This window comes from Litchfieldia alkalitelluris, assembly GCF_002153425.1.
Lineage (GTDB): Bacteria > Bacillota > Bacilli > Bacillales > Salisediminibacteriaceae > Evansella > Evansella alkalicola.
This window is the reverse complement of sequence record NZ_KZ119600.1, coordinates 2717704-2730370: the sequence shown is the minus strand read 5'-3', so window position 1 is coordinate 2730370 and position 12667 is coordinate 2717704. Positions and strand designations below refer to the sequence as shown.

Here is a 12667-nt window from a genome sequence, read left to right as displayed (position 1 = left end):
GGTGGTAGGTGTTTCGATTGTCTGAATTAGGAATGCGGTTAAAAACCGCCCGTGAAGAAAAAGGGTACTCATTAGATGAGTTACAAACCATAACTAAAATACAAAAAAGGTACTTGATGGCAATAGAAGAGGGTGACTTTTCGCGAATGCCAGGTGATTTTTATGCCAGAGCTTTTGTGAAAAGATATGCAGATGCCGTAGGTTTAGATTCAGATATGCTTTTCGAAGAGCATCGTGATGAACTACCACAATCTAAACAGACGCCTTCAGAACTCCCTCCTCGTGTAAATCGGGCCAAACCAAAACTGGTGAAGAAGAGATCAAAATTAGCATCTCTTATTCCTACGTTGGTCGTTGTTATTTTTGTACTAGCAATTGCTACGGCATTTTGGTATTTCAATCTAGATGATAACGGTTCAAATGATGGGGTATCCCGTGAAGAGCAACAGAGTGGACCTGCAGTTGATATTCCTGACTCTGATATTGATGATGTATTAGAGGATGGGGAAGATACTGATGAAGAAGAGGTTGATGAAGAACCCGAACCTGAACCCGAACCAGAACCAGAGCCTGAACCTGAACAAGAGTTAGCACTTGATCGTACGGAAGGGTCTCACTCTTATTTTATCTTATCAAATACAGATTCTCTTGACGTTCGTTTGGAGTTCACAGGTCATACTTGGATCCAAATAAGGGATTCTAACGATGATGAGTTCCATCAAGGAGAATACTACGATGAAGATGAATTGTCCTTTGATTTTTCAGATGAAGAGTCTATTACTTTTAGGATCGGTAATACAAGAACCGCGACAATATTCATTAATGACCAATTAATTGAATATCCCATTAATAATGATGTCCAGAATATTACCGTTACTTTTGAAGAAACAGAAGAAACAGAGGAAACAGAAGAAACAGATGAAACAGATGAATAGTAGCATTAAAAGAGGCTGGGATATAATAAGTGTGTGTAAATGAATTTACGAACAATGCACAATCTTAGCGGAGGAAAATATACGTTTACTCTAACCGGAGATATATAATGGTGAGCTAACAAATGCAAAGCATCGATGCTGCTCACTAGCCGGCTGGGAGAAAGTTTATTTTCTGAGCGAATTTTGTGCAGTTCTATTTCGTTCCGGAATTTCATTTATACAGACACTAATATCCTAGCTTCTTTTTTGAGGGAAAATCATGAATTAAATAGATATGTATATGTATAATTCGCAAAATGGTTCCTTTTTTGGTAAAATTGATAAAGCTTATAGCATGCTTGTTCCATTTAGTGATACTAATTGCTGTTAGGAGGATTAAGGTGAACGTACCTAATCAAATTACAATATCCCGTATAATATTAATACCTATCTTTATGGTATTGCTGTTGGTACCATTCTCTTGGGGTGAACTTCGCTTTTTGGGGGCGAATATACCATTACATCACTTCTTCGCTGCACTTGTATTTATTATTGCAGCTTCAACGGATTGGTTAGATGGTTATTACGCAAGAAAATATAATCTAGTTACAAATATGGGTAAGTTTTTAGACCCCTTAGCTGATAAGTTATTAATTACTGCAGCATTTATCTCATTAGTGGGCTTAGATATGTTTCCAGCTTGGGCAGCAGTGGTAATACTAAGTAGGGAATTTGCAGTAACTGGCCTTCGACTTGTAGCTTCTGGTGAAGGTGAGGTTATTGCAGCGAGTAAATGGGGGAAATGGAAGACGGTAAGTCAAATTATTGCCGCTTCAGCATTGATGTTACATAATATGATTTTTGAAATGATAGGGTTCCCTTTTGACACAGTTATGGTCTATGTCGCAGTAGTCTTAACTCTACTTTCGGGTATTGATTATTTTATTAAGAACAAACAAGTCTTGATTAAAGGGGTATAAATATAGTACATGAATACGATGAATGCAGAAATAATAGCTGTTGGTTCTGAACTTTTATTAGGTCAAATAGTGAATTCCAATGCACAATATCTGTCAGAGCAAATGACAATATTAGGTATAAATGTTTATCACCATACAGTGGTTGGAGATAATCCTAAAAGACTAGGGGAAGTTTTGCATGTTGCAAAAAAACGCTCTAATGTCATTATTATGACTGGAGGTCTTGGTCCTACGAAGGATGATTTAACGAAAGAAACTACAGCTGCTTTCACTGGTAAAAAGCTTGTCTATGATCAAGATACAATGGATAGAATTGAAGGTTTTTTTCAAGCAAGAAATCGAGTAATGACTGAGAATAACCGTAAACAGGCTTTAATCTTAGAAAACTCCCATGTGTTTCCTAATGACCACGGATTAGCTTGTGGAATGGGGTTAAAAGATGATGATCGTCTATTCATCATGTTACCTGGTCCCCCTAAAGAATTGAACCCAATGTTCGAGAAATACGTTATCCCTTACCTTAGGAAACAGATGCAGCATGCTATCTCGATTCAATCCAGAGTATTGCGCTTTTTTGACATTGGTGAATCACAATTAGTTGAGATTATTGATGATCTCCTTGAAAGTCAATCAAACCCAACTATAGCCCCACTTGCTTCTGATGGAGAAGTAACGCTGCGATTAACTATTAGGGGTTTAGATGAGACGGAGAACGAAAATGAGTTAAATAAGCTACAAGACGAAATCGTTTCAAGATTGGACAAGTATTTCTATGGTACTGGAGAAGTGACCTTGGTTGAAAAGCTTGTTGATGAATTAAAGGCGAAAAATACTACCATTTCATCTGCGGAAAGTCTTACAGGTGGATTATTTGCGTCAGAATTGACTAAACAACCTGGTGTGTCAAGCATCTTCCCAGGAAGTATTATTTGTTATTCAAATGAAGTAAAGAAATCTCAGCTCCAGGTTTCAGAAGAAGCGTTAATTCACGGGACTGTGAGTCATGAGTGTGCAAAGGAAATGGCTAGAAATGTTAGACAAATAATGGGTTCTGATATTGGAATAAGCTTTACTGGAGTAGCAGGTCCTGATCAACTTGAAGGAAAAGAGCCTGGTCTTTTATATATTGGTATCTCCACAGAAGATGAAACGAAAAGTTATGAGTTGAAGTTAGCTGGTAGCAGGCAAAATATAAGAGACCGTTCAGTTAAATACGGAGCCTATTTATTATTGCAAATGAAAAGGTGGATGAATAAATGATGAAATTTGAAGAATTTCAAATCTCTGATGATATAAAAAAAGCAATTAAGGACATGGGCTTTGAAGCGCCATCGCCTATTCAAGAAAAAGTTATCCCAGAGATTTTAAAAAAACAAGACGTTATAGGACAAGCGCAAACAGGTACTGGTAAAACAGCTGCTTTCGGTATTCCCCTTCTTGAACACGTAACGAAGGATCGCAATGTACAATCCCTTATATTAACTCCAACAAGGGAATTGGCAATTCAAGTGGCCGGTGAGCTTCAAAAGCTGTCTAAGTACAAAAATGTTCATATTCTTCCAATTTATGGTGGTCAGTCTATTGGCCATCAAATTAAAGCATTAAAACGAGGCACTCAAGTCGTAGTAGGTACTCCAGGTAGAATTTTGGACCACTTAAACAGAAAGACGCTTCAATTAAGAAATGTTCACACTTTAATTTTGGATGAAGCAGACGAAATGCTTGATATGGGCTTTATTGAGGATATTGAAAAGATTCTTCAACAAGTCAATAGCGAACGCCAGACACTTTTGTTTTCAGCAACGATGCCTCCTCCAATACGTAAATTGTCTAATAAATACATGAACCGTCCAAAACAGGTGACAATTAGTAAAGGAGAAGTAACGGCACCATCAATTAACCAAGTCTATTATAAAGTACTAGAAAAAAATAAGTTGGATTCCTTATGCCGTGTCATTGACAGTGAGACAATCGAATTAGGCATTATTTTCTGTCGTACAAAAAAAGGTGTTGCAGAATTAACAGAAGCTTTACAAGCAAGAGGGTATATGGCTGATGGTCTTCACGGTGATTTAACACAATCACAAAGGGATATTGTTATGAAAAAATTTAGGGATTCATCTATAGAGTTTCTTATTGCAACAGATGTAGCTGCAAGGGGAATCGATGTGGAAAATGTCTCCCATGTTATAAACTATGATATTCCGCAGGACCCTGAGAGTTATGTACACCGCATAGGAAGAACTGGACGTGCTGGACGTGAAGGGATTGCAGTAACGCTTGTCACGCCTCGCGAAATGAAGCATTTGAGATCTATTGAAGCTGAGATCAAAATGAATATACCTTCGGAAAAATTGCCGTCTGTAGAAGAAGTTGTTGAAAAGCAGCAGCATGTCTGGAAAGGACAAATCATTGACCTAATTGAAAGTGATGATGACATGGAAAGCTTATATGATCCACTGGTTGCTGATTTACTAGAGCATTATCCACCAGAAAAAGTGATTACGTCTTTGATGAAGCTTGCTTTTTATAGCCAGGATGATCTGAAAGATGATGGATATGATTTCGGTGATACTGGAGCACAAAAAGGGATGACAAGGTTTTTTATTAATGTTGGACGAAACGTTGATTTAACGCCGAAAATACTATCAGAAGAGGTTGCTCATTTAGTTGGAATCCCAGTAAATGCAGTAGGTAGAATAGATATATTTGAGAACTTTACTTTTATGGAAGTTCCACAGGAAGTAGCGCCATTTGTGTACGAAGGGTTAAAGTACTCAAGAGTCAATGGTGCACGAATAAATTTAGAACCAGCGAAACCGAGACCGAAAAGAAAATAAAACAATGTCCGCCTTTTCTTAAAAAGGCGGATTTTTTATGAACTTGAGCAGTCATCAAGTTTCTGCTTCGAGTATCCTCGATGGATACGCTGCAGTGCCCTAAGCAATTAGAGAAAAAGGGAAGTGGAAGGAAAGGAAATAAGTGGTGCGATGATTTAGTTAGCATTGATGGAATTAAAAAAGGTATAATAGAGTAGTTTTCTATTAGATTTAGAAAAAATAAATTAGGGAACGAATGTTTGCAAATCTATTGGCAAATAGATTAAAAAGAGGTAAGATAGTGTTAGAAATAAGAATGCAAGACTAAGGAGAGATTGAACATGTCAGATCGTAAACAAGCACTTGATATGGCTTTACGTCAGATCGAGAAACAGTTTGGTAAAGGCTCCATTATGAAACTTGGAGAACAGGCGGAACAACGAGTTTCTACTGTATCAACTGGAGCGTTAGCAGTAGATATTGCATTAGGTGTAGGAGGATATCCTAAAGGAAGAATCATTGAAATCTATGGTGAATAATTCTTAACAAAAGTTAAGAGACGGATCGCCCGCTTACTGGGAAACTGGTAAGAGGAAAGGGGCAAAATCGGAAAACCTCTCACTTGAGACAATTCCGAGGTAATTGCGAAACTAAAAAGTCGTAACACCGTAACGCGTACCAGGTGAACCTATTAACCGTTAATAGAATATAATCCTGGCAAGAGTGTCCCTACCCTAACAGATCATGCTGAGGGTGAAAATGTACGCTGAGCTGAGTTGGAAATAACCAACTGTAGCCATTATGTTTCCAGAGCGTAATGGTGATGAGGGTGACCTCCAGAAGCAAGGATAAAAAGCCTTGTGTATAACAATCCTGCCCGAATCTTCTGGTAAAACAACTGTAGCATTACACGCCATCGCTGAAATTCAGCGAAATGGTGGACAAGCGGCTTTCATAGACGCTGAACATGCCCTCGATCCAGTATATGCACAAAACTTAGGAGTAAATATTGATGAATTACTCTTATCTCAACCAGATACTGGAGAACAAGCCCTAGAAATAGCTGAAGCATTAGTACGAAGTGGCGCTGTAGATATGATTGTTATTGACTCTGTGGCAGCACTTGTACCGAAAGCTGAGATTGAAGGGGAAATGGGAGACAGCCACGTTGGTCTTCAAGCCCGACTTATGTCACAAGCACTAAGAAAACTTTCTGGTGCAATCAATAAATCAAAAACAATCGCAGTATTTATTAACCAGATTCGCGAAAAAGTTGGAGTTATGTTTGGTGATAGAGTTGCTTAAGACAAGCACTTTGCCGTCTAGAAAAGAAATTTTCTAGATTATGAATGCGGAATTAGCCGGGGATGCTGAGATGCAAATCCGAACCGAAGGCTATAAGTAAAATGATAGTCAGGGGCAACGCATAGAAGGTGAAACTGTATATTATTACAGAATATAATCCTTCCAAGAGGCCGCATCATCTTAACGAGTTATGTCGAAGATGAAAAGATATGCTGAGCTGGATCAGAAATGACTGATCGTAATCCTAGTATTAGGATATGAGGGAATACAACCTCCAGAAACAAGAGATAAAAAACTCTTGTGTTAACACAACTGAATCCTGAAACGACACCTGGTAGTATTTATTAATCACACTGCCGTCTAGGTGAGAAACCATCTAGATTATGAGCGGGGAAATTCGATGAAGGCTGAGATGCTAATATCGAGCGGGCTATGATCAATAGTCTGTGTAACGCATAGGGATTGAGCGCTATGATAGCAAAAATATCCCCACGAGTCTCCGCCACCTTAACGTATCGTGCGAAGGTGAAAATGTATGCTGAACTTACTCGAAAGAAAGGGTAAGAGCTATCGGATAAAAAGCCGATAGGATAACAAATTGGGTCGTGCATTAAAGTTCTACTCTTCTGTTAGATTAGAAGTTCGTCGAGCAGAAACATTGAAGCAAGGAAATGACATGGTTGGTAATAAAACAAGAATTAAAGTTGTTAAAAATAAAGTAGCACCTCCATTTAAAACTGCTGAAGTGGATATCATGTATGGAGAAGGAATATCTCGAGAAGGATCCATCTTGGATATTGGATCAGATTTAGATATCGTTCAAAAGAGTGGTGCTTGGTATTCCTATAATGAAGAGCGTTTAGGTCAAGGTAGGGAAAATGCAAAGCAGTTTTTAAAAGAAAATAATGATATTACAAGTGCTATTGAAGCAAAAATTCGTGAGTATCATGGATTAAATGAACCGATTACGGTTCCAGCTGCTGATGCAGATGAGCCTGAAGATTTGCCATTAGATTTAAAATAATTTTGGAGATCGACCCAAAAGGTATATAACCATTTGGGTCGATTTTATTTAAATAAGACTATGTATCTACCAATAAAACATTATCTATATTAACCCTACTTTTCAACAAAAATCACTAGTACTATCTTATATATATATTAAATTCAAGGGGATAAGACAGGAAAACAGCTTTCATAAGGTTTCAAGAGCTCTTCCAGTGCTTGACATTGTAAATTATGAAGAATACAATTAGAAAGAATACTTTATAGTTTTTCACATACTCACTGATTTAAATTTTTATTGGATGTGCGCTTTTTGACGTAATTTGTAAATTGGAATCAAATTGAACATGAACAAATGAAAAAATGAAACTAAGTTTGAAAAAAAAGAAATAGCATGGGGAGGTGAATCAGTCTTGGACATGATCATTCAAATCCTCATTTTGCTATTCACTGCAATAATCGTATTCTTTATTGGATATTTCGTTAGAAAATCGATCGCGGAAGCTAAAATTTCCAGCGCAGAGCAGCTTGCAAAGCAAACGATTGAAGATGCGAAGCGAGAAGCGGAAGCTAGTAAAAAAGAAGCAATTCTTGAAGCGAAAGATGAAGCCCATAAGCTTCGTATGGAAGCTGAAAAAGAAGTCCGTGATCGTCGAAACGATATTCAAAAACAAGAAAATCGATTAGTTCAAAAGGAAGAATCGTTGGACCGTAGGAGCGAAACGTTAGACAAGAAAGAAGAAAGTCTCGATAAACGAGAAGATGAATTGTCAAAACGTCAGAATCAGATCGACGAGATGAATAGCAAAGTCGAGGAAATGGTAAAAGAACAACAACAAGAATTAGAAAGAATATCTGGGTTTACTAAAGATGATGCAAGAGAAATCATCATGAAAACTGTTTCAGAGGAATTAACACATGAACGTGCTGTGCTGATAAAAGAATCTGTTACGAGAGCGAAAGAAGAGGCTGATAAGAAAGCAAAGGATATCTTATCAATGGCAATTCAACGTTGTGCGGCTGATCACGTATCAGAAACAACTGTATCGGTAGTAAATTTACCGAATGATGAAATGAAAGGCCGTATTATTGGTAGAGAAGGGCGTAACATACGTGCTTTAGAAACCTTAACAGGGATTGATTTAATAATTGATGACACTCCTGAAGCTGTAATTTTGTCAGGTTTTGATCCAATTCGTAGAGAAATCGCAAAAACAGCATTAGAAAAGCTTGTTCAGGATGGAAGGATTCATCCAGCACGCATTGAAGAAACAGTGGACAAGTCTCGCCGTGAAGTAGACGAATTAATTCGTGAATACGGAGAGCAATCCACATTCGAAATGGGTATTCATGGATTACACCCAGACTTGATCAAAATATTGGGTCGTTTAAAATTCCGTACTAGCTATGGACAAAATGTTTTAAAACATTCCATGGAAGTAGCTTATCTGAGCGGCTTAATGGCATCTGAACTAGGTGAAGATGTTCAATTGGCTCGAAGAGCAGGCCTTCTACACGATCTTGGTAAAGCCATTGATCATGAAGTGGAAGGAAGCCATGTAGAAATTGGCGTGGAATTAGCATCAAAATACAAAGAACATCCAGTAGTCATTAACAGTATTGCTTCACACCATGGTGATACGGAGGCAACTTCAGTTATATCCACTTTAGTGGCTGCAGCAGATGCATTATCAGCAGCAAGACCAGGTGCTAGGAGAGAAACGCTTGAAACGTATATTAAACGTCTAGAAAAACTAGAGGAAATCTCAGAGTCTTTTGATGGCGTGGAAAAAACATATGCTATTCAAGCAGGGCGTGAAGTCCGAATCATGGTGAAGCCTGACTTCATTACGGATGAAGACTCCTATCGATTGGCTCGTGATATTACTAAAAAAATAGAAGACGAGCTCGATTATCCTGGACACATTAAAGTGACTGTGATACGTGAAACAAGGGCAGTTGAGTATGCAAAATAAAGTGGCGATTTCTGCCACTTTATTTTTATATCAATTCCGTTTCTTATCCAAGGGTCACCAAGAAGAACAAACATAAAAAGATTACATAATAATTAAAGTTTCAAAGGAGCAATCAAATGAAGATATTATTTATCGCTGACGTAGTAGGATCACCTGGTAGAAAGGTGCTAAAAGAATTTTTACCAAAATTAAAGTCGAAATATAAACCAGATATAACAATTGTAAATGGAGAAAATTCTGCAGGGGGCAAGGGGATCATTGAGAAAGTGTACCACGAGATAAAAGAAGCAGGTGCGGATGTTATTACATTAGGGAATCATGCTTGGGATAAAAAAGAAGTCTTTGATTTTATTGACGATGTTCCTAACCTTATCCGGCCAATTAATTTTCCACAGGATACCCCAGGAGTTGGCTATGTAATTGCAAAAGCAGGGAATAAAAAAATTGCAGTTATTAATGCACAAGGAAGGACGTTTATGCCTCCTCTTGATTGTCCTTTTAGAATACTAGATGAAGTAGTTGAAGAAGTACGGAAAAAAACACCTTTTATTTTTCTTGATTTTCATGCGGAAGCGACGAGTGAAAAACAAGCTATTGCATGGTATTTGGATGGTAGAGCTTCTGCAGTTGTTGGAACACATACACATGTCCAAACAGCTGATGAAAGAATTTTACCTGGTGGAACTGCATACATATCTGATGTGGGGATGACTGGTCCGTACGATGGGATATTAGGAATGGATAAAGATATAATTATTAATAGGTTTTTGACGAGTCTTCCTGGAAGGTTTGAAGTAGCTAAAGGTAGAGAGCAGATCAATGGAGTGACTATTACTTTAAACAATCAAACAGGCAAGGCAGAATCAATTCAAAGAATAAGTATCAATGAGGACCGACCTTTTTTTGATTAATCTTATGGGATAAGAATAATTAAATTTTTTATGAATATATACAAAAAGAGAAAAAAATTAGAATTTTTTAACTTTTTTAGTCCATTTCGTTGTAGAATATAAATAGATAAAGAGAAGTGATGAAAATATTCTGCAATGTTATGTTTTTGGTTATGATCTTACCACACTAAAATTCCTTAAGGAGGTTCTCAAGTGGAAGTATTAAAAGTTTCAGCAAAATCTAATCCTAATTCCGTTGCTGGTGCATTAGCTGGAGTAATTCGAGAAAGAGGAGCAGCTGAGATTCAAGCAATAGGAGCAGGAGCGTTAAATCAATCCATTAAGGCGGTTGCTATTGCCCGAGGTTTTGTAGCACCAAGTGGTATTGATCTCATTTGTATTCCTGCATTTACTGACATCCAAATTGATGGGGATGAAAGAACTGCAATTAAATTAATTATTGAGCCTCGTTAAATAGAGGTAATTTTCCTGCTTGAAATTTCAAGCAGGTTTTTTGTTGGAGATTGACGCGAATATCATCTCAAAAATGTTATTTTAAGTCTATCGTTTATTGTTGAGTTCAATCCTTTGACAAACGTATCAAGTGTTTATATAGTTTAATCAAATCATCAAGTTATTCAGACATTTTTTATTATTTGGCTCTGTTAAACATATCTAGACTACTCTTTAACATAGCCTATTGCTTTTAATCAAAATAAGATCTGACAAAATAGAATGAATATTCTTGTTTTAGAAATTGTGAAAGTTATGTTACAATATAAATGTGTTTTAAGAAATTAAACAGTAGCTGAAAACGCTTTACAATATGAATCTATGAAAAATATTGAGTTTTCACTTCTGAACTTTAGAAACGAGGCCTAAACAAATGGGGATCGATGAAAGTCGAGGTGTTTCTTGGAACATTATTTGATAAAAGGTCCAGGATCACGGTACATATTTATTGTTGATTAAGAACGTTTTTACTTTCACATGTTGTAACTAATTCATTGTCAGATTAAAGGGGTGGAGAAAAAGATGATCAATCAACTTTCATGGAAAGTTGGAGGACAGCAAGGTGAGGGGATTGAAAGTACAGGTGAAATCTTCTCAATGGCATTAAGCCGTCAAGGGTATTATTTATACGGGTATAGACACTTTTCATCACGTATTAAAGGTGGACATACAAACAATAAAATTCGTGTAAGTACTACACCGACTAATTCCATATCAGATGATTTAGATATACTGGTAGCTTTTGACCAGGAAACAATAGATTTAAATCACCATGAATTGCGTCAAGGTGGAGTAATTATTGGAGACAGTAAATTTTCACCAAAACAACCTGAAGGATGTACAGCAAGTTTATTCTCTGTACCATTTACAGAAATTGCGACAGACTTAGGAACTTCATTGATGAAAAACATGGTGGCAGTAGGAGCATCTAGTGCCTTATTAGGACTAAAAGCAGATGCATTCCGATCAGTAGTGGAACAGATTTTCTCACGAAAAGGTGAATCAGTTGTTGAGAAAAATCTACAAGCAATTGAAGAAGGTATGAAATATTTCCTAAATGAAGCGCAGGATAATGTGGGCGATTTTCAATTAGTAGAAGCTGATGGACAGAACCGCATGTTTATGATTGGAAACGATGCAGTAGCACTAGGGGCACTTGCAGGTGGCGCTAGATTTATGCCAGCGTATCCAATTACGCCAGCTTCAGAAATTATGGAATATTTAATTAAAAAACTTCCAGAATACGGTGGAACAGTTATACAAACAGAGGACGAAATTGCTGCATGTACAATGGCAATTGGTGCGAATTACGGTGGGGTCCGTAGTTTAACTGCCTCAGCTGGTCCGGGGTTATCGTTAATGATGGAAGCAATTGGTCTAAGCGGTATCACAGAAACGCCTTTAGTAATTGTTGATACACAACGTGGAGGTCCAAGTACTGGTTTACCAACGAAACAAGAGCAATCTGATATTTTTGCTTTAATATACGGTACACATGGTGAAATTCCTAAAGTTGTGATCGCACCGTCAACAGTAGAGGAAGCATTCTATGACGCTGTCGAAGCTTTCAATATTGCGGAAGAATACCAATTACCTGTAATTCTAGTGACAGACTTAGCCCTTTCATTAGGAAAACAGACTGTAGAGCCACTAGACTTTGATAAGGTGAAGATTCGTCGAGGGAAATTTGACCTTAATGGAGAATTGCCTGAACTAGAAAAAAATGAGTACTTTAAGCGCTATGAAGTAACGGAAGATGGTATTTCAAAACGGGTTATCCCTGGTATGAAATATGGTATTCATCATGTTACTGGTGTTGAACATAATGAACAAGGTAAGCCGTCAGAAAGTCCTGAAAACCGTAAGGCACAGATGGATAAGCGTATGAGGAAGGTAGATAAGCTACCAGATGTTTTCCCAACTCCTGTTTATAAGGATGAGCGACATGAAGAAGCGGATCTACTTATTTTAGGATTTAATTCAACGCGTGGAACAATTCAAGAAGCAATTCCAAGGTTAGAAAAAGATGGTTTGAAGGTCAATCATGGTCAAGTGCGACTGCTTCACCCATTCCCAACAGAAGAAGTGAAGAGCATGGTAGCTAAAGCTAAGAAGGTCGTTGTGGTAGAAAATAACGCCACAGGCCAGCTGGCACAACTGACGAAGATGAACCTATGTCAAGGAGATATTCATTCTATTCTAAAATACGATGGAAATCCATTCTTGCCATCTGAAATTCACAACCAATGCAAGGAGTTGTTCTAA

8 protein-coding genes and 3 pseudogenes are annotated in these 12667 nt (G+C 37.5%); all 11 read left to right on the top strand.

The features are described 5' to 3' along the window. The first annotated feature begins 8 nt into the window (after positions 1-8). The 11 genes and pseudogenes from BW724_RS13050 (at position 9) to BW724_RS13000 (ending at position 12667) form a co-directional block, all read left to right on the top strand. The gene (locus tag BW724_RS13050; protein ID WP_417891445.1) at positions 9-935 is read left to right on the top strand and encodes a helix-turn-helix domain-containing protein; all 927 of its coding nucleotides are present in this window, start codon (positions 9-11) and stop codon (positions 933-935) included. A gap of 380 nt (positions 936-1315) precedes the next feature. After that, positions 1316-1894 carry a CDP-diacylglycerol--glycerol-3-phosphate 3-phosphatidyltransferase gene (pgsA, locus tag BW724_RS13045; protein ID WP_088075628.1) on the top strand — a complete coding sequence of 193 codons (579 nt, stop codon included), beginning with the start codon at positions 1316-1318 and terminating at the stop codon, positions 1892-1894. Between the two features lie 18 nt (positions 1895-1912). Continuing rightward, positions 1913-3154 (top strand): competence/damage-inducible protein A, encoded by a 1242-nt coding sequence (locus BW724_RS13040; protein WP_088077915.1) that lies wholly within the window; start codon positions 1913-1915, stop codon positions 3152-3154. Next, entirely contained in the window at positions 3151-4734 is a 1584-nt protein-coding gene (locus tag BW724_RS13035) for a DEAD/DEAH box helicase (protein ID WP_088075627.1), read from the top strand. Before BW724_RS13040 ends, BW724_RS13035 begins: the two co-directional genes overlap by 4 nt. Before the next feature lie 320 nt (positions 4735-5054). Further along, positions 5055-5246: pseudogene (locus BW724_RS13030) on the top strand (DNA recombination/repair protein RecA); the annotation flags it as partial. A 343-nt stretch (positions 5247-5589) separates the two neighbouring features. Further along, positions 5590-6006: pseudogene (locus BW724_RS13025) on the top strand (DNA recombination/repair protein RecA); the annotation flags it as partial. Between the two features lie 613 nt (positions 6007-6619). Continuing rightward, positions 6620-7042: pseudogene (locus BW724_RS13020) on the top strand (DNA recombination/repair protein RecA); the annotation flags it as partial. Positions 7043-7442: 400 nt separating this feature from the next. Beyond that, complete coding sequence (rny, locus tag BW724_RS13015; protein ID WP_205160390.1) at positions 7443-8999, top strand: ribonuclease Y; 1557 nt, start codon at positions 7443-7445, stop codon at positions 8997-8999. A gap of 116 nt (positions 9000-9115) precedes the next feature. Next, positions 9116-9910, top strand: coding sequence for a TIGR00282 family metallophosphoesterase (locus BW724_RS13010; RefSeq protein WP_088075624.1), 795 nt, complete (start codon positions 9116-9118; stop codon positions 9908-9910). A 192-nt stretch (positions 9911-10102) separates the two neighbouring features. Beyond that, on the top strand, positions 10103-10363 hold the full coding sequence (locus tag BW724_RS13005; RefSeq protein WP_078595664.1) for a stage V sporulation protein S: 261 nt from the start codon (positions 10103-10105) through the stop codon (positions 10361-10363). A 561-nt stretch (positions 10364-10924) separates the two neighbouring features. Further along, entirely contained in the window at positions 10925-12667 is a 1743-nt protein-coding gene (locus BW724_RS13000; RefSeq protein ID WP_088075623.1) for a 2-oxoacid:acceptor oxidoreductase subunit alpha, read from the top strand.

What these genes read in the sequence shown, in the direction of transcription:
- BW724_RS13040 (WP_088077915.1), top strand. Translation starts at nt 1,913, where the DNA reads ATGAATGCAGAAATAATAGCTGTTGGTTCTGAACTTTTATTAGGTCAA.
- BW724_RS13035 (WP_088075627.1), top strand. Translation starts at nt 3,151, where the DNA reads ATGATGAAATTTGAAGAATTTCAAATCTCTGATGATATAAAAAAAGCA.
- rny (WP_205160390.1), top strand. Translation starts at nt 7,443, where the DNA reads ATGATCATTCAAATCCTCATTTTGCTATTCACTGCAATAATCGTATTC.
- BW724_RS13010 (WP_088075624.1), top strand. Translation starts at nt 9,116, where the DNA reads ATGAAGATATTATTTATCGCTGACGTAGTAGGATCACCTGGTAGAAAG.
- BW724_RS13000 (WP_088075623.1), top strand. Translation starts at nt 10,925, where the DNA reads ATGATCAATCAACTTTCATGGAAAGTTGGAGGACAGCAAGGTGAGGGG.